The organism is Agrobacterium sp. CGMCC 11546 (assembly GCF_013365515.1).
GTDB classification, from domain to species: domain Bacteria; phylum Pseudomonadota; class Alphaproteobacteria; order Rhizobiales; family Rhizobiaceae; genus Agrobacterium; species Agrobacterium fabrum.
The window spans coordinates 401,979-420,259 of the sequence record NZ_CP047387.1; the positions used below are offsets into that span (position 1 = coordinate 401,979).

Annotated in this window: 16 protein-coding genes; 9 read left to right on the forward strand and 7 right to left on the reverse strand. The window is 60.9% G+C overall.

The features are described from left to right. Nucleotides 1-21 precede the first annotated feature (21 nt). The gene (locus GSF67_RS02035; protein ID WP_006313171.1) at nucleotides 22-948 is read left to right on the forward strand and encodes a patatin-like phospholipase family protein; all 927 of its coding nucleotides are present in this window, start codon (nucleotides 22-24) and stop codon (nucleotides 946-948) included. Between the two features lie 47 nt (nucleotides 949-995). Here GSF67_RS02035 and GSF67_RS02040 read toward each other — a convergent pair whose 3' ends face one another. Next, entirely contained in the window at nucleotides 996-2,828 is a 1,833-nt protein-coding gene (locus GSF67_RS02040; protein ID WP_006313172.1) for a monovalent cation:proton antiporter-2 (CPA2) family protein, read from the reverse strand. Between the two features lie 116 nt (nucleotides 2,829-2,944). On the opposite strand from GSF67_RS02040, the gene GSF67_RS02045 reads away from it, so the two are divergent. The 6 genes from GSF67_RS02045 to lpxK all read left to right on the forward strand — a co-directional run bounded on the left by GSF67_RS02045 (nucleotide 2,945) and on the right by lpxK (nucleotide 9,011). Further along, nucleotides 2,945-4,291, forward strand: coding sequence for a TldD/PmbA family protein (locus tag GSF67_RS02045; protein ID WP_035215422.1), 1,347 nt, complete (start codon nucleotides 2,945-2,947; stop codon nucleotides 4,289-4,291). Between the two features lie 93 nt (nucleotides 4,292-4,384). Next, nucleotides 4,385-5,191 (forward strand): 3'(2'),5'-bisphosphate nucleotidase CysQ, encoded by an 807-nt coding sequence (locus GSF67_RS02050; protein WP_006313174.1) that lies wholly within the window; start codon nucleotides 4,385-4,387, stop codon nucleotides 5,189-5,191. 61 nt (nucleotides 5,192-5,252) lie between these two features. Continuing rightward, complete coding sequence (locus GSF67_RS02055) at nucleotides 5,253-5,492, forward strand: DUF4170 domain-containing protein (protein ID WP_006313175.1); 240 nt, start codon at nucleotides 5,253-5,255, stop codon at nucleotides 5,490-5,492. 213 nt (nucleotides 5,493-5,705) lie between these two features. After that, nucleotides 5,706-7,028 (forward strand): lipid IV(A) 3-deoxy-D-manno-octulosonic acid transferase, encoded by a 1,323-nt coding sequence (gene waaA / locus GSF67_RS02060; protein WP_006313176.1) that lies wholly within the window; start codon nucleotides 5,706-5,708, stop codon nucleotides 7,026-7,028. Continuing rightward, complete coding sequence (locus tag GSF67_RS02065) at nucleotides 7,022-7,759, forward strand: HAD family hydrolase (protein WP_006313177.1); 738 nt, start codon at nucleotides 7,022-7,024, stop codon at nucleotides 7,757-7,759. Before waaA ends, GSF67_RS02065 begins: the two co-directional genes overlap by 7 nt. Nucleotides 7,760-7,964: 205 nt before the next feature. Beyond that, complete coding sequence (lpxK, locus tag GSF67_RS02070; RefSeq protein ID WP_006313178.1) at nucleotides 7,965-9,011, forward strand: tetraacyldisaccharide 4'-kinase; 1,047 nt, start codon at nucleotides 7,965-7,967, stop codon at nucleotides 9,009-9,011. Here lpxK and GSF67_RS02075 read toward each other — a convergent pair. Beyond that, entirely contained in the window at nucleotides 9,008-9,241 is a 234-nt protein-coding gene (locus GSF67_RS02075) for a DUF2093 domain-containing protein (protein ID WP_006313180.1), read from the reverse strand. The two genes, lpxK and GSF67_RS02075, sit on opposite strands and share 4 nt — an antisense overlap. Nucleotides 9,242-9,393: 152 nt before the next feature. Continuing rightward, on the reverse strand, nucleotides 9,394-11,214 hold the full coding sequence (gene mutL, locus GSF67_RS02080) for a DNA mismatch repair endonuclease MutL (RefSeq protein WP_006313182.1): 1,821 nt from the start codon (nucleotides 11,212-11,214) through the stop codon (nucleotides 9,394-9,396). A gap of 408 nt (nucleotides 11,215-11,622) precedes the next feature. On the opposite strand from mutL, the gene GSF67_RS02085 reads away from it, so the two are divergent. Next, the gene (locus tag GSF67_RS02085) at nucleotides 11,623-13,242 is read left to right on the forward strand and encodes a response regulator (RefSeq protein ID WP_050813484.1); all 1,620 of its coding nucleotides are present in this window, start codon (nucleotides 11,623-11,625) and stop codon (nucleotides 13,240-13,242) included. An 86-nt stretch (nucleotides 13,243-13,328) separates the two neighbouring features. Beyond that, a complete protein-coding gene (locus GSF67_RS02090; RefSeq protein ID WP_006313185.1) occupies nucleotides 13,329-14,681 on the forward strand; it encodes a bifunctional diguanylate cyclase/phosphodiesterase in 1,353 nt (450 codons plus the stop codon). A gap of 275 nt (nucleotides 14,682-14,956) precedes the next feature. Here GSF67_RS02090 and GSF67_RS02095 read toward each other — a convergent pair whose 3' ends face one another. Genes GSF67_RS02095 through GSF67_RS02110 form a run of 4 tightly spaced genes read right to left on the reverse strand, consistent with a single transcriptional unit; the run spans nucleotide 14,957 to nucleotide 18,190 of the window. Beyond that, entirely contained in the window at nucleotides 14,957-15,844 is an 888-nt protein-coding gene (locus tag GSF67_RS02095; RefSeq protein WP_006313186.1) for an SMP-30/gluconolactonase/LRE family protein, read from the reverse strand. A 4-nt stretch (nucleotides 15,845-15,848) separates the two neighbouring features. Then, entirely contained in the window at nucleotides 15,849-16,478 is a 630-nt protein-coding gene (locus GSF67_RS02100) for a 2-dehydro-3-deoxy-6-phosphogalactonate aldolase (RefSeq protein WP_006313187.1), read from the reverse strand. Between the two features lie 15 nt (nucleotides 16,479-16,493). Further along, a complete protein-coding gene (locus tag GSF67_RS02105) occupies nucleotides 16,494-17,408 on the reverse strand; it encodes a 2-dehydro-3-deoxygalactonokinase (RefSeq protein ID WP_006313188.1) in 915 nt (304 codons plus the stop codon). Then, complete coding sequence (locus GSF67_RS02110; RefSeq protein ID WP_006313189.1) at nucleotides 17,408-18,190, reverse strand: SDR family NAD(P)-dependent oxidoreductase; 783 nt, start codon at nucleotides 18,188-18,190, stop codon at nucleotides 17,408-17,410. The genes GSF67_RS02105 and GSF67_RS02110 overlap by 1 nt, the downstream gene beginning before the upstream one ends. Between the last annotated feature and the right edge of the window lie 91 nt (nucleotides 18,191-18,281).

Consider the following 18,281-nt stretch of genomic DNA (forward strand, 5'->3'; position numbering starts at 1 on the left):
TAATCTTTTAGGGTGTTTCGCATGGAGCAGGCTGGCAACGACAGCGTCACGATCGTCCGCGCGGGGGAGGACGTCCTCAAGGGCGCTGGCGGCAGCGGCCACGAGCCGACATTCGGACTGGCGCTCGGCGGTGGTGGTGCCCGCGGCATCTGCCACATCAACATCGTCGAGGCGCTGGACGAACTCGGCATCCGGCCGGTGATGCTCTCCGGTTCCTCCATCGGCTCCATCATCGGCGCGGGCATGGCGGCCGGCATGTCGGGCCGCGAAATCCGCGAATATACGCTTGAACTCATGGGCCGGAAGGGCTCGGTCGCACACCGGCTCTGGAGCCTCGGCCCGGCATCGATGCGCCATGCCGCCCACGGTTTTCGCCTCGGCCAGTTCAATCTCGAACTCATCCTTCATGCCCTGATGCCACAAGCCTTACCGAAGGATTTTTCGCAGCTTGCCATCCCGCTGAAGGTGATAACGACAGATTATTACGCCCAGACCGAAGTGGTGGTGGAAAGCGGCGAGATCATCCAGGCGCTCGCCGCATCGGCCGCCATACCGGCGCTGTTCATGCCTGTTCGTATCGATGGCCGCATCATGATCGATGGCGGCATCTTCAATCCGGTCCCTTATGAGCATCTGCTTGAACACGCCGATATCGTCATCGGCGTCGATGTGGTCGGCGGCCCGGAAGGCGACGGCAGCACCATGCCGAACCGGCTGGATAGCCTGTTCGGCGCTAGCCAACTGATGATGCAGGCGGCGATTGCCCTGAAACTGAGGCTTCGCCCGCCACACATTTTCCTGCGCCCGCCAGTGCACCGTTTCGGCGTGCTGGATTTTTTGAAGTCGGAAGAGGTGCTCAATGCGTCGGCCGGCATCAAGGATGATCTGAAACGCCAGATCGAGATGCAGGTGGAGTTGTTTCACCGCGGGCAGGGCGTGGAGGCTTGAGCGTTACACCCTGAATAGGAAGCCGAGCGGGGACCGCTTATTTGACACTACAGTAAAACTTCCGTCTCGCTTTCCTCCATATCCTCTTCTTCCTCCTCCCGCTTCTCCGCCTTGTTCTTCGGCTTCATCAGCGGTTCCGGCTTCACTTCGCGCACGGGTTTGTTGTGCAGCATCTGCCGTCCGGCCGCGAGGCCTTCGACGGCCTGAAGCTCCAGTCGCTGTTCGTCGCGTTCGCGGATGTCGTCGGAAATGGCGAGTGCCCTTTCAGCGTCCATATCCAGCCCTTCCAGAATGCGCCTGCCGAACAGCAGGCCGGATTCCAGCGTCTCTCGGATTTCATATTCCACGCCCTTTTTCCTGAGGTCGAGAGAATGAATGCGGTCATAGGAGCGGGCATAGATGCGCACGCTTGGAAATTCCGACTGGATCATGTCGATGATACGGTCGGTGACCTCCTTCTTGTGGGTGCAGACCGCCACCAGATCGGCGCGTTCGATACCGGCTGCGATCAGCACATCCTTGCGGGTGCCATCGCCGAAAAAGATGCGGAACCCGAAACGGGCGGCCTGACGCACACGGTCGGCGGAACTGTCGATGACAGTCACGTCGCGACCGCCGGCAAGCAGGATCTGCGAGGCGATCTGGCCGAAGCGGGAAAAGCCGATCATCAGCACATCCGCACCCGCCCCGTCGAAATCCTCTTCCAGCTTGTCCTCTTCCGCATCCTCCGCGGTCAGTCGCCGCGAAATCACCGCCAGAACCGGCGTCAGTGCCATGGAGAGCGTGACGACGGCGACGAGGATCGAGGCCGTGGCCTGCGGAAACAGGCCGGACGCGGCGGCCGTGGTGAAAAGCACGAAACCGAATTCGCCGCCCTGCGCCAGAAGCAGCGCGATGCGGCTCGACGCATAACGCGACGAACCGGCAATGCGGCAAAGGCCATAGATCAGGGCCGCCTTCACCGCCATCATGACAGGCACGGCGATGAGGATGAGGACGATGTGTTCGTAGACGATATTGATATGCAGCGACATGCCGACGGCCATGAAGAACAGCGCCAGCAACAACCCGCGAAACGGCTCGATATCTGCCTCCAGCTCATGCCGGTAAGAGGATTCCGACAGCATCAGCCCTGCCAGCAGCGCACCCATGCCCATCGACAGGCCCACCATCTCCATGATGGCGGCCGCGCCGATGACGACAAAAAGGGCGGCCGCGATCATCACTTCGCGCGCACCCGTGCGGGCAATGATCTGGAACATCGGCGTCAGCAGGAAGCGTCCGGCCAGCACCATGCCTGCCACCGCAACGACCGAGGCAACGAGATCGTAGGCCATCGAATCCGTCGGCACATCCGGCCGGTTGGAGAGAATGGTCACGAGCGCCAGAAGCGGCACGATGGCAAGATCCTGAAACAGCAGGATCGAGAAGGAACGGTTGCCGTGCCGCGTATTCATGTCGCCGTCGTCTTCCAGAATCTGCAGCGCAAAAGCGGTGGAGGAAAGCGCAAGGCCGAAACCCGCAACCACGCTTCCCCGCGCGTCGATCAGCCCCGCCCACCAGGCAATCGCCGCCAGCGCGCTACCCGTCACCAGCACCTGTGCCAGGCCGAGGCCCAAAATATCGCGCCGCATCTGCCAGATGCGCGAGGGTTTCAGTTCCAGCCCGATGATGAAGAGCAGGAAAACGACGCCCAGTTCCGAGACATTGAAGACGTCCTTCGCATCCGTGACGAGATGCAGGAACGGTCCGATGATGATGCCGGCCACCAGGTAACCCAGCACGGTACCAAGGCCGAGTTTACGGAAAACCGAGGCCGCGATGACCGCGCCGGCCAGAAGCAGCAATGGTTCGGAAAAGAGAGCGTCGTGCTCGGTCATGCGGGCGGACTTTCAAATAGGGTGGCGATGGAGCCGTCTGAGTGGAGAAAGCGGCGTTTCGCCCTTGATGCGGGGTTCTCGGCACAATAAATGGAACAGGAATGAAAGGCCAACTCATGTCCTCAGAAATAGATTCTTCCAAACTTCTCGATCGCGCCAGCCAGCTTGTCGATCTCGCCCGTGCCGCCGGTGCGGATGAGGCGGATGCCGTTGTCGTCCGCTCCCGTTCACAATCGGTCGGCGTGCGGCTCGGCAAGGTGGAAAGCACCGAATCCTCCGAAAGCGATGATTTTTCCCTGCGTGTCTTCGTTGGCCGCCGGGTGGCAAGCGTTTCGGCCAATCCGGGTTTTGATCTGAAGACCCTTGCCGAACGGGCCGTCGCCATGGCGAAAGTCTCGCCTGAAGACCCCTTTGCCTGCCTTGCAGACAAGGAACGGCTGGCGACATCCTATGACGACCTTGAGCTTTTCGACGCAACGGAAGTTTCGGCGGATCAGCTGCGGGAAGCGGCACTTGCGGCGGAAGAGGCCGCACTTGCCGTCAAGGGCGTCAGCAATTCCTCGGGTGCGGGCGCGTCGAGCGGCATGGGTGGGCTCGTGCTCGTCACCTCACACGGTTTTTCCGGCAGCTATATGGGCAGCCGCTTCGGCCGGTCCGTCAGCGTCATCGCCGGCGAAGGCACGAAGATGGAGCGCGACTACGATTACGACAGCCGCCTTTATTATGCTGATCTGGATGCGGCCGAAGAAATCGGTCGCCGTGCCGGGGAAAGAGTCGTGCGGCGGGTCGGCCCGCGTCAGGTCGATACCGGCAGCAATATCACTGTCGTGTTCGATCCCCGTATCGCCCGCGGTTTCGTCGGCGCCATTGCCGGTGCGATTAATGGTGCTTCGGTTGCCCGCAAGACCAGTTTCCTGCGCGACAAGATGGGCCAGCAGGTTCTCAAAAAAGGCCTTCATCTCACCGACGATCCGCAGATCGTGCGCGGCCCGTCCTCCCGTCCCTTCGACGGCGAAGGTATCAGGGGTGAGAAGATGACGATGATCGAGGATGGTGTTTTGAAGCACTGGTTCCTCTCCACCTCGGCGGCGCGCGAGCTTGGCCTTGAAACCAATGGCCGCGGCGTGCGCGGCGGCACCTCGGTCTCGCCTGCCTCCACCAACCTGGCGCTGGAGCCGGGCGATCTCTCACCGGAAGAATTGCTGGTACAGATCGGAACCGGTTTTTACGTCACCGAACTGATTGGCCACGGCGCCAACATGCTGACAGGCGAGTATAGCTGCGGTGCCAGCGGTTTCTGGATCGAGAACGGTGAAAAATCCTTCCCCGTGTCCGAAGTCACCATCGCGTCCAACCTGAAGGACATGTTCATGCGGGTGACGCCTGCCAATGATATCGACCGCAAATATGGTGTCGCGGCACCGACGCTCGCCATCGAAGGCATGACGATCGCCGGCAAGTGATGCGGCCTGCGGGTTGTTTTCGCCGGCACTTTATGTGCAAGTGCGAAGAGAAAAACGGGCGCGCCGTTTGAGGCGCGCGGAAAAGACGGCAAAATGAACGATATGGCTGGGGCCCGCTGGGCCTCCGATTTGAGGCTGGTTCTCGGAGCCGCGCGCAAGGCGGGCGAGACGGCACTGGGTTTCTTCCGCAAGGACCCCGAGGTCTGGTGGAAGAATGGCGGGCTTTCGCCGGTCAGCGCGGCGGATTATGCCGCCAACGACATTCTCGCAACCATTCTCCGCTCCGCCCGGCCTGATTATGGCTGGCTTTCCGAAGAGACGGACGACGATACGGAGAGGCTGTCGCGCTCCACCGTCTTCGTCGTCGATCCCATTGACGGAACCCGCGCCTTCATCGGCGGTCGAGATACCTGGTGCGTCAGCGTTGCGGTGGTCCATGAGGGTCGGCCGGTCGTCGGCGTGCTCGTCGCGCCGGCGCTGGCGGAGGAGTTCACCGCGGTGGAAGGCGGCGTGGCGTTGAAGAACGGAGCCGCCATCTCGGCAACCCGTGACAATAGCGGAACCTTCCATCTTGCCGCAGCGGCGGAAGCGATCGCGCATCTGCCGGAAGCGTTGCGCAACACCGTGGAGCGCATTCCGCACGTCCCTTCGCTTGCCTACCGGCTGGCCATGGTCGCGGATGGCCGCATCGACGGAACGCTGGTCAAGGCCAACTCGCATGAGTGGGATCTTGCCGCCGCCGATCTCATCCTCGAGCGGTCCGGCGGCCAGCTTGTTGGCCTTGATGGCAAACCTCTGATGTATAATCGCCGCGAGGTGAACCACCTCGCATTGTGCGCCGCAGCAAATTATGCACTGCCGGCACTTTTGAAAGCGTTTTCACATCTGTCTGACGGTTGACGTTTGCCGGGAAATCCCGCAGATGAAGGCCTCTCTCAGCGTTTAAGAAAGAGATAAAGACATGACGGAAACTGGCAAACCGAAACAGCTGCTGCACCTCGTCTTCGGCGGCGAACTTGAAAACCTTCAGGATGTTCAGTTCCGGGATTTGAACGCACTCGATATCGTCGGCATCTATCCGGATTACGCTTCCGCGCTGACCGCATGGAAGTCCAAGGCGCAGATGACGGTTGATAACGCCCATATGCGTTATTTTATCGTGCATATGCACCGTCTTCTCAATCCTGACGACAAAATTTGAGTCCTTTTCCCCTTGCGTTGTAATACTATTGGGTGAAGGCGGTTTTCCCGTGATTCCTGCGCAAGAGGCGCAGGCCGGGAATAACGGAGCGAGAAAATGTGATCGCGCTTTCATTTGCCATGACAAAAAATGACGCAATTTAAGAAGAAGTAGGCGGCGACAACAACAATAACAGGGGCAGGCATTGCGCGGAATGATCAAGGACAGAATGTCATGAGCAGCCGTCTCGCACGCTTCGCTCTTTCCGGTTACCGGATCGCCGGTATCGCCGCCTATCCCTTTGCCAGACCCTATCTTTCCTATCGGGCAGCGAAGGGCAAGGAAGACAAGCGCCGCCGGCTTGAACGTTTCGGTTACGCCAGCGCCGAGCGCCCGCGCGGGCCGCTCGTCTGGTTCCATGCCGCAAGTGTCGGCGAAACCCTTGCCCTGATCCCGCTGATCCGCGAAATCCGCAAGCGCGATATCTTCGTGCTTCTGACCACCGGCACCGTCACGTCAGCTGAACTGACCCGCACCCGGCTTGGCGACGATGTGATCCACCAATATGTGCCGCTCGACATCAAGATCGCGGTCAACCGTTTCCTCACCTATTGGGCGCCGGATGCCGCCATAACGGCGGAATCGGAAATCTGGCCGGTGACGATGATGGAGCTGGAGCGTCGGCACATCCCGCAGATAAGGGTCAATGCGCGCCTTTCCGATCGTTCCTTCGACCGCTGGAAAGCCCGCCACGACATTGCGGAATCGCTGTTTTCCAAGCTGGCGCTGGTGGTTGCGCAATCCGATCTCGATGCGGAACGTTTCCGCGATCTCGGCTCCTGGCCGGTGGTGATTTCGGGTAACCTCAAGGGCGACACCGACCCGCCGCCCTGTGACGAGGCGCTGCTGGAAACCTATCGCAAGCAGGTCGGCAATCGCAAGACATGGGCGGCGATCTCCACCTTCGACGGCGAGGAGAAGGCAGCCGCTACGGTTCACGCCGCGATCAAGTCGCGCAACGGCCAGCTGACCATCATCGTGCCGCGCCATCCCGAGCGTGGCGATGATGTGGAGGCGATGCTGAAGAGCATGAACCTTTCCGTCGCCCGCCGCAGCCGCAATGATGTGATCACCCCGGAAACCGATATTTTCCTCGGCGATTCCATCGGCGAAATGGGGCTTTACCTTCGACTGACCGAGCTTGCCTTTGTCGGCCGCTCGCTGACGGCCGAGGGCGGGCAGAACCCGCTGGAGCCGGCCATGCTCGGCTGCGCCGTATTGTCGGGCGCCCATGTGCAGAATTTCCGTGAAGCCTATCAGAAACTGATCCGCGCCGGCGGCGGCCGCATCATCCGTGATGTCGAGATGCTGGCCAAGGCGGTGCATTATCTCCTGGTCAACGACAATGAGCGTTACAAGATGATCGACGCCGGCAACCGGGTCATTCAGGATATGCGCGGCGCGCTCTCCTCCACCGTCAAGGCGCTGGAACCCTATATCAACCCGCTCACCGTTTCCGCCAAGCTGCAACCGCGGAGCGCCATCGGTTCATGGTAGCGGATATCGAACTTGATGCGGCGCAGTCGATCGCCGCTGTGCTCTTCGACAAGGACGGCACGCTTTTGGGCTATGATGCCAGCTGGGGTCCGGTGAACCGCGAACTCGCGTCGATTGCCGCCAAGGGTGACGCCGTACTCGCCGACCGGCTTCTCGCAGCCTGCGGTATGGACCCGATCACCGGCCATGTGGTGCCCGACAGCCTGCTCGCCGCCGGCAACACGGCGGAAATCGCCGCCGGTCTGGTCGCCGCCGGTTCGCCCTGCGATCTCGTCGAACTGACGCAACGCCTCGACCGGCTGTTCACCGAGGCTGCGGATAAATCCGTGCCGGTGACCGATCTCAAGGCTTTTTTCGCAAGGCTCAAGGCGCGCGGCTACAAGCTTGGCATCGCCTCCAGCGACAATGAAAATTCCATCCGCCAGACGGCCATCCGTTTCGGTTTCGAAGCAGATATCGATTTCGTCGCAGGTTATGATAGCGGTTACGGCACCAAACCGCAGCCCGGCATGGTTCTCGGTTTCTGCGAGGCGGTCGGTTTCCCGCCGGAACGCGTGGCTGTTGTCGGTGATAATAATCACGATCTGCATATGGCGAAAAATGCGGGGGCGGGCCTGCGCATCGCCGTGCTGACGGGAACCGGCTCGCGCGAAAGCCTTGGCGCGGATGCGCATTATTGTTTCGACGATATCACCGGACTTGAGGCCCTTTTGCCGGAACGGGCGGTCTAAGAAGAGCCTAGCTTCCGTCATTCCGGGCTTGTGCCGGAATCCAGCCCGCCCAAGTCCTTGGCTGAAAAAAGAGTCCTTTCTGCCGCGAGGATGCGGGAAGCCGTTTATTCCATTTTTGCAATTTACGGTTTTTTCTGGCAAACAACCTCCCAGATATGAATAGCGAACGGAATGCCGTGGGCGACGCGGCCGGGAGCAGGAATAGATGGTTTCTGAAGCGCCGCCCTTCTGGTGGCAGAAAGCAGGTTGGCAGGCATGGCTCCTGTCACCTTTTTCGCTTCTTTATGGCAAGGTCGCCGGCCGGCGCATGCGCACGGCAAAACGGGCAAACGTTCCCGTTCCGGTCATCTGCATCGGCAATTTCACGGTCGGCGGGGCCGGCAAGACACCGACGGCGATAGCCATTGCCAGAGCCGCCGTCGCACGGGGAATGAAGCCCGGCTTCCTCAGCCGCGGTTATGGCGGCACGCTTGACGTCACCACTCTTGTCGATGCGCAGCACCATCGCGCCGCCGCTGTCGGAGATGAACCTCTTCTCCTGGCGCGCGAGGCGGTAACGGTCATTTCGCGCAGACGCGTGGAGGGCGCACACCGGCTGGTAAAGGAAGGCGTCAATCTCATCATCATGGATGACGGGTTCCAGAGCGCCCGCCTGACGCTGGATTACGCGCTCGTTGTCATTGATACGGTGCGCGGCATCGGCAATGGCCATCTCGTGCCCGGCGGCCCGGTGAGGGCGCCGCTGGCAGAACAGATGCGGCAGATGACCGGACTGCTGAAGGTCGGCAAGGGCCACGCGGCCGATCCGCTGGTGAGGCAGGCGGCAAAGGCCGCCAAACCCGTCTTCGTCGCCGCGATCACGCCGCAGGAGCCGGAGGATTTCAGGGGGAAGCGCGTGCTGGCTTTCGCCGGTATCGCCGATCCGGCGAAATTCTATCGCACCGTCGAGGCGCTTGGCGGCGACATCGTGCTGAGCCGCTCCTTCCCGGATCATCATCATTTCAGCGATGATGAAATCGACGATCTCCTCAAGGATGCCCGCAAGGAGAATTTGCAGCTGGTGACGACCGCTAAGGATGCGGTGCGGCTCAACGGACATCACGGCCGGGCGGAAGAGCTGCTGTGGAACAGTCAGGTGATCGAAATCGACATGGTGTTCGACGATCCCAATGCGGCCGGAACTGTTATCGAGACGGCGGTGGTGAACTGCCGCGCGCGCCTGCTGCGGGACAACGCACGGTCATCAACTTAGAGCCCGACTGAGGCCGGCAAACCGCCAGCCTTCCGCTCCGCCTCCAGCGAAGCCGCCGCGTCCACATAGGCCTCCTGACGCGCCACGCTCCAGTAGCGCAGCTCATCGAGCGGAATAGTCTTTCCCGTGACGGCGCAGAGGACATGCGAGCCGGTCTGGACGATGCGGAAGTCCCCGTCGAGATATTCGATGACGGCGAGGCGGTTGCCGCCTCCTTCAAATCTGTTCATCCGTTTTCGTCTCCTGCTCTGTCCTGCAAGGGCACCCAGTCCGAAACGGCGTAGCGTTTTCCTGAACAATCCGGATGCTCCAATGTCCCAAATTTATATAGCTCGGCGCGGCGCAAGGCCACCCCCGCCTGCCTTGCCATTCAATGTAGGCGTCAGCTGCGGCCGAAGAGCCGTTCTATATCGGAAAGTTTCAGTTCGATATAGGTCGGTCGGCCGTGATTGCATTGGCCCGAACCCGGCGTGTTTTCCATCTGCCGCAGAAGCGCGTTCATCTCCTCCGGCCGCATGCGCCGGCCGGAGCGCACCGAGCCGTGGCAGGCCATGGTCGCAGCCACATATTCCAGCTTGTTGGCAAGCGTGGAAGCGGCGTCCCATTCGGCGATCTCATCGGCTAGCTGGCGCACCAGCCCCTGCACGTTGACTTCGCCGAGCATGGCCGGCGTTTCCCGCACCGCGATTGCGCCCGGCCCGAAACGTTCGATGACGAGGCCAAGCGCGTCGAAACCGGCTGCGTGATCCATCAACCGGTCGCAATCTTCCTCGGGCAGGTCGATGATTTCAGGGATGAGCAGCACCTGTGAGGGCGGACGCCTCGAATGCAGGGCATTGCGCATTTCCTCGAACACCAGCCGCTCATGCGCGGCATGCTGGTCGACGATGACGAGGCCGTTTTCCGTCTGCGCGATGATGTAGTTCTCGTGCAGTTGCGCCCGTGCCGCTCCAAGCGGATAAAGCACCGGTTCCGGCGAAGGGCTCTGGGAAGCTTCATAAGCCTCGCGAGGTTCCGCCCGTGCGGTCGGCATGGTGATGTCGGAGAAGCGCGATTGCGCCGCTTCGGCAAATTGCATGTCCCCGGAAACGGCGAGCGGCCGCGACGGCGAGGTGGCGGCGGACCATGTCGCGGAGGGGGAGGGTCTTAGACCGGACGGGCTGTAGCCGGGGCGGAAGGCGTTCATCATCTGGCTGGCGCCCGTCGTTGCCGCCCTGTCGCCGTCACGCGTCAGCGCCTGGCGGATCGCGCCGACGATCAGCCCGCGAATGAGTCCGGGATCGCGAAACCGCACGTCGGATTTCGCCGGATGCACATTTACATCAACAAAGGCAGGGTCGAGCGTGATGGACAGCACCGCGACCGGATAGCGCCCATGCGGCACGGTCTCGGCATAGGCGCCGCGAATGGCCGATAAAAGCAGCTTGTCCTGCACCGGGCGGCCATTAACGAAGACATATTGATGCGACGAGTTGCCACGGTTGAAGGTCGGCACGCCGGCAAAGCCTGTCAGCGTCACGTCCTCGCGCCCGGCATCGATTTCGATCGCGTTATCCTTGAACTCCGCGCCGAGAATTTGCGCCATGCGGGCAAGGTGGTCGTCGCCGGTCGAGGGAATTTCGAGCGTCGAACGGTCGGTGCCCGAGAGCACGAAGCGGATATGCGGAAAGGCGATCGCCATCCGTTTGACGACTTCGGTGATGGCGGCCGCTTCCGCCCGTTCCGTCTTCAGGAATTTCAGCCGCGCCGGTGTGGCGAAGAACAGGTCGCGCACCTCGACGATGGTGCCGGCATTCGAAGCTGCCGGTCGCACGTCAGACACCTTGCCGCCGGTAACCGAAATCACCGAACCCTGTTCTGCCCCCTGTTGCCGGCTGGTGATCGTCAGCTTTGCGACCGAGCCGATGGAGGGCAGGGCCTCGCCGCGAAATCCGAGCGTGCGGATGTCATCCAGCGTCGTAGAAATTTTCGAGGTGCAATGACGCCTGACCGCAAGCTCCAGATCGGCGGGTGACATGCCGGAGCCGTTATCGGTAATCCGCACCAGCCCCTTGCCACCGCCCGCCGTGGCGATCTCGATCCGCGTAGCGCCCGCGTCGATGGCGTTTTCGACAAGCTCCTTCGTGGCGCTGGACGGTCTTTCGATGACCTCGCCGGCGGCGATCTGGTTGATGAGGGTTTCTGAAAGCTGCTTGATGGCCATGATCGTCATTTTCGCGGATTCGCTGCAGCTTCGAAAGCAAAAAACCGGGGTGGCGGACATTTGCACATGTTTTGCAGGTTTCCGGGCATTTGATCATTTCGGTCAAGAGACGGCTAAGCGTTAATCCGCCTTTAATCGGCCATGAATATGGTGGGGCAGCTTGAAATGACCGCAGAAACGAGGCCCCCTTCGCCGGGTGGTGTGTGACGTCGACTATGGGTGAGCGTCATCTTCTCCTCACGACTGCTTCAAGTGGCGAACCCTGATGTCTCTTTTTCGGAATTTGTCGTTTCATCCCGGCATCTGCCCTGGACGATTCCAATAGAAACATAAGCCTGATCCAGAAAAACAGGTGGGAGTTTGCAGTTGAGTGATTTGGCGTCCTCTGGCGCGGGCGTTCATACGGTGATGCTTGATGCCCTTTGCGACGCGCTTGGCGCGGCGATCGTCGTTTACGACCGAAACGATCACATTATTTTCGCAAGCCGGAAACTCCTGAGCTTTTTCCCGCTGGAAGAGGCCGTCGCCAGTCCGGGCGCGCGCCTGCGCGACTATCTGAGCGCGCTTTACGATTGTTATCTGCTGGAGGCGGAAAGTCTCTCCAGCAATGCCCGCCAGCTCGGCCGGGAGGAATGGATCGGCGAGCGGCTGGCGCTGCACTGGAAGGAACGGTCGGAAAAGACCGAGCGGCTGAAGGGAGAGCGCTTCCTGCGCTTCGTCATGAACCGTCTGCCGTCTGGTCTCGGCATCAGCGTGGTTGCCGATATTTCCGAACAGAAGAAACGCGAAGAGCAATGGCGCCTCGACCTCGAGCGTGTCCAGCTCATTGAGGACATTCTCGACAATCTGCCGTTTCCGGTTCTCGTCAAGGATCGAAACCTCGCTTATGCGGCCGTCAACAAAGCCGCCTGCACCATGGTTGAAACCAGCGCCGAGAGCATTCTCGGCCGCACCGTTTTTGATCTGCATTCGCGCAAGGTCGCCCGCCGGATCGATGCCGCGGACCGCATGGTCCTGGATAGCGGCACGCCGAGCATCATTCCTGAAAGAGTGAGACGCCTGAATGGCGAAGAGGTTCTGACGATCACCCGCAAGCAGCGCGTGGGCAGGCCCGGCCGATATTTTCTGGTAACGACGATGGAGGACGTGACCGCTCTCGCCACCATCGATGCGAACGGCATGCCTGTCATCCCCTCACTCGAACATGTTCCCTTCGTGGCCTCCACCTATGGCAAGGATGAGGAAACGGACGGCCGCAGCGGGCTTTTGAAGAGCAAAGCGGTGCTGATCGTCTCCGAAAACACACGTTTTGCGGCGGCCGCCGGCCAGCGGCTGACTGCTGGCGGCATGGACCATGCGGCGGTGACGAGCGAGGACGAACAGCGCGCCTTCATCGATGTCGCTGCCTCTGCCGGCGTGGGCATCGATGTGGTCGTTGTCGACGCCCAGATGAGCGTTGCATGCCTCGATATTGCCGCCGCACATGGCCTGCCCGTCGTCACCATCGAGGAGGAAGAGATCGATGCATCGCTCATGCATTATCTCGCTGTAGGGCTGAAATCCTCACCGAAGGAGAAAGCCGAGGACGAGGACTGGGAGATCATGACCGACGACCTGCCGGAAATGCTCATAACCGGCAGCGTCTGCGATATCCTTCTCGTTGAGGACAACAGGGTCAACCAGATCGTCTTTTCGCAAATCCTCGAGGGGCTAGGACTTTCCTGGCGGCTCGCCACTTCCGGCGAGGAGGCCTTGCGCCTTTTTGTCGAACAGTCGCCATCCGTCGTCCTTCTCGATACGACGCTCGGGGATATCGACGGTTTCGAGGTCGCCCAACGCATGCGCGATCTCGCCGCCGACAAACATATTCCCATCGTCGGTGTCATCACCCATGCCTTCGAGGGCGATCTCGACAAATGCCTGGCGTCCGGCATGGACGACATGCTGCTGAAACCCGTAAGCCCTGACATGGTCGAGGCGGTTTTCCTGCGGCTTATCGGCAAGGATGTCCTGCGGCTGCAGGCCTGAAATTTCCATTGTCGGGAGGCTATGGCTTTTTTAATACTTGCCCTGCATTGTGAGCGCGGTCGACACAGGATTCACGAGATGCAGGAATGAAACGGGCAGAGCCGCAATCGTTGCAGGTCAGCCAGAACGAGCTGCAGGCGATGGCCTACAGTGATCCGCTGACGGGGCTCGGCAACCGCTACCGTCTGCGGGACAAGATTCGCATGCTCGCCAGTGAACGATCCAGCGATCCGGCACCCTTTACGGTCGGCATTGCCAATATCGACGGTTTCAAACCCATCAACGATCTCTTCGGCGTCCAGGCGGGTGACGAAATCCTGTGCCAGGTGGCGCACCGGCTGAAGGCCTGCATTCCCGATGGCGCCATCGTGACGCGCCATGACGGCGACGAATTCGCCTTCGTGCTGCCGCTGATTTTCGAGCGCATCGGCGCGGAGCGCATTGGCAACATGATCAAGGACGTGCTGTCGGCCCCTTACGATCTCGGCGATCGCAATGTCCGCCTGTCCTCCTCTTTCGGTTTCGCCATTTATCCCTTCGCCGGTGATGAATACGAGGATCTGCTGAAAAGCGCCGAGACCGCGCTTTACCGCTCGAAGCGTCGCGGCCGCGGCCAGATCACCGTCTATTCGCGTGAGATCGCGCAGGAAATGAAGCGCGCCACGCAGCTGGAACAGGCGCTCAGAAACGCGATCATCACCGATGCGATCGACGTGCATTTCCAGCCGATCGTTAGGCTGGAGGAGGCGAAGGTCATCGGTTTCGAGGCGCTCGCCCGCTGGAACGATCCAGATCTCGGCTTCGTGTCGCCCGCAGTCTTCGTGCCGCTCGCCGAAGAGCGCGGTTTCATCGATGCGCTGTCGGAAGCCCTGCTGCGCAAAGCGGCGGAAGCGGCCCTGTTCTGGCCGCGTGAGCTGTTCCTGTCCTTCAACCTGTCTTCCGCGCAATTGATGGACCCGAGCACATCGGACAATATTCTCTCCATTCTCTCGCGTGTCGGCCTCGATCCGCACCGGCTGGAGCTGGAAATCACCGAAACGGCGGTCATGACGTCAGCCGATACCGCGCAGCGCATCATCAGCGAATTGCAGAGTGCCGGCGTTCGCATCTCGCTCGACGATTTCGGCACCGGCCAGTCGAGCCTCGGCCGCCTGCGTGACTTCACCTTCGACAAGGTGAAGATCGACCGCGCCTTCGTCTCGCGCATCAGCAGCGACCGCCCCTCCGAACACATCATCAAGGCCATCGTCGCCATGTGCGAGGGGCTTGATCTCGAGGTTGTGGCCGAGGGGATCGAGGAGCGGGTGGAAGAAGAAAAACTGCGTGCGCTTGGCTGCGCCATGGGGCAGGGCTATTTCTACGGCCGCCCCGTCGACGCTGCGGCAACCCAGCGTTACCTGCACGAGAATTATCGCGAGATATTGTCGGATATTTCCTGATGTAACATAGCTTTGCCGCAACGTTTGCTGATCATTCCGTTGCGTTGTCTAGCCAAGCCGAGCACTATATGTGCCGGCACATCCCCAACCCTCATTCCTGTGCTTGTCACAGGAATCCAGCCGACGCGCGTCTGCGCGGCGAAAGAGTCCCTATAGCCCAAGGACTTGGGCTGACTGGATTCCTGTGACAAGCACAGGAATGAGGGAGGTGGGCTATAGCGCCCTTACCTGAAAGGCGCCCCAGGCGCTGTATTGCGGCAGGCCGCTGCCGCGCCTCAGAGCCTGTAAAGCGGCTCGAACCTGCCCTTCACCTCGATACCGAGTTCGAACGTCAGACCATGCTGCGGATTTGCGGTAATGGCGTCGTCATCGAGATGTTCGCGGGCGGAGGTAACGAGCAGGCGCGAAGCGTCGGGGCCGATGAAGGCCGGGCAGGTCGTCTGTTTGCCGGGCACCTCGTATCGGGCGATGTGATTGCCATCGGTATCGTAACGATCGACCGCACCTTCACCCCAACGGGCATTCCAGATATGCCCTTCGGCATCGCAGACCGATCCGTCCACACCGCCCTTGATACCGGTTGAATCGATGAAAACCTCGGCCTTGCCGGTTGGCAGACCGGTCTCGGCATCGAGCGGCACCCGCATCAACCTGTTCACCTTGGTATCGACATAATATCCCGTCGCGCCGTCGGGGGAGAAACAGATCGAATTCGGAATGCTGATATCGGCAAAAAGCGTCGTCACCGTGCCCTTGGCGACATGATAGATGCTGCCTGCACCGGTCTCGGCCTTGCGGCCCATGGTGCCTATCCACAGCGCGCCGGATGGGTGCATGCGCCCATCATTGGAGCGGTTGCCGGGCAGGTCGCTTTCCAGCTCCGCATGCAATGTCAGCACGCCGGTCGCGGTGTCGCGCAGGAAAAGCCCGTCATCGGAGGCGATCAGCTGCTTGCTGTCGCTGATCTTGGCGAGCGCACTGCCCATGAAGGGCAGGGCATGCACGGTCTTGCGGCCGGAGGCGAGATGCAACTCATGCAGTTCGCGCTCGAGAATATTGAACCACCATGCAGTGCCGCTGACCGGGTCGAAGGTCGGGCCTTCGCCAAGCAGCATCGGCGTTTCGTCCAGAACACGTCCGGCAAAGGGAAAAACGGTTGCCAAGCTCTTATCCTCCGATGGCTGCATCATAGGCTTGAAGTGTGACGATGGCACGTTCACGCACCTCCGCCGCCGTCATGCCGGGTTTATAAAGGCTGGTCCCGAGACCGAAAGCCAGAATACCGGCCGAGGTATAGTCGGAAAAATTCTTGTCCGAGACACCGCCGACGGCGGCGATGATCAGGTCCTTCGGCAGGATCGTCCTGATGGCATTGATGCCGGCCGGGCCGATGATGCTGGCGGGGAAAAATTTCAGCCCCGTCGCTCCGGCCTTTGCGGCCACCAGCGCTTCGGTGGGGGTGAGAACACCCGGCATCGTTACCATGCCTTTTTCACGCGCAGCGGTAATCACCTCGGCATCGGCATTGGGGCTCACCATCAGCTTGCCGCCGGCCGCATCCAGCGATGCCACGTCATCCACGCTGAGCACGGTGCCGGCGCCAATCAGGCAATCGGCCGGCGCCATCCTGGCGGCGATCTCGATCGAGCGGAACGGATCTGGCGAGTTGAGCGGAATTTCGATGGCGCGGAAGCCGGTCTCGATCAGCGCGCCGACGACGCCTTCGGTTTCCTCGGGTTTCAGACCACGCAGAATGGCGATCAGCGGATATTTGATGGAAGGGAAGGGAATACGCATGGTCGATCTTTCTTCTTATGGCCAGATGGCATTTGCAGCGGCCAGCAATCCGCGCCGCACGGCTTCGTCGGCGTCGATGACCGTATAGTGGATATCAAGGGCGGTGAAGGCACCTTCATAAAGCGCGCCGAGTGCGCCGGAGCCGATCAGCACCACCGGCGTCTCGCGCTTTGCCTGTGAATGAGCGCCGGCGATTTCCAGCCCGATCATGATGCCGGAAAGCCTCGCCTTGGCGTCGGTCGCGGCAAGCCCGTGCAGCAATTGGCCGGATCGCAGGGTGAAAAGGCGGTTGGTCGCAAGCTCGGGATGGGCGTAGATATCGCGCACGGCCGCCGTGAAAGCCTCGTGATCGCCGGTGAAGGCTTCGGCCTCCGCCACCGCATGTGACAGAATCGTCTGTTTGGAAATCGCCTCGAAGAGTTCGCCGGTCATGAAGGTGGCGAAGCGTGTCACGCCGCCATCCTTGACGGTCACCCATTTGGAATGGGTGCCGGGCATGCAGACGAGTTTCTCTCCACTATCTCCCGAAGACAGAGCGCCGAGCAATTGCGTTTCTTCGCCGCGCATCACGTCGGGCGCGCCTTTGTCCCGCTGTGCGAGACCCGGCAGGATACGCACATCCCGTGCCTGACCCGGCACGCGGACAGCACCTTCCAGAACCGCCGAAAGCGAGGCCGGCACGTCGATATAACCCGCCTCGACCCAGCCCTGCCGCGCACCTGCCATACCGCAGACGAGAACCGGCAAATCTGCCGGCGCACCGATGGCCTTAAGATGCGCTTCCAAAACTTCGGCAAAACCGGTCCGCATGGCGGTGGTCATGCCTTCCGCACTGCGCCGTTCGGCAAGCACCGCGCCCGATCGGCTGAGAAGCCAGAGCCGGAAACTGGTCGTGCCCCAGTCAACGGCGATGAAAGCGGGTTCGGACATTATAACAGGCCTCCGTCTACGATAATGGATTGCGCCGTGATGGCGCTCGATGCCGATGATGCGAGAAACAGGCACGGCCCGGAAAGATCGGCAGCGACGAGCGTGCGCTTCAGGCACTGCCGCGCCGTGGTGGCCGTGATGTCCTCATCCGTCAGCCACAGTTCCTTCTGCCGCTCCGTCACGATCATGCCCGGCAGGAGCGTGTTGACGCGGATATTTTCCGGCCCCAGCCTGCCGGCAAGGCTCTTGGTGAGACCGATAATGCCGGCTTTCGCCGCTGCATAGGAAGGCAACTCGCCCATGTTCAGCAAAAACGAGATAGACGAAAAATTGACGATCGAGGCATCCTTCGCCTGTCGCAGATGGGGAAGGGCAGCCTGAACCGTGAAGAACATCTGCTTGAGATTGACCGCCTGGTTGGCGTCCCAATAGGCCTCTGTGACGCTGTCGATGTCGTGACGGTCGTCCCAGGCGGCATTGTTGACCAGCACCTTGATGCCGCCGGTGGCGGAGGCGGCCATATCCACCGTACGCTTGATCGCGTCGATATCACTGAGGTCGGCCCTGAAATAATGGACCGGGTGAGGCACCGTCGCCGCAAGCCGCTCGACAAGCGCTTTGCTCGGCTGTTCGGCGATGTCGATGAACGAAACCTTCGCCCCCTGCATCGCGAAGGCTTCGACCAGCGATGCCCCGATGCCCGAACCGCCGCCGGTAACGAGCACGCCCGCATCCTTGAGGTCTGGAAATTGGGCTTGCATCATTGGCGTCATCTCGTTCATGAAAGGCTTGATTGTTCCATTATTTGGAACTAAATTTTACTAAGTGGAATTATTCTCTTGGCGTCTCGATGATGTCAAGACCGATGACGGT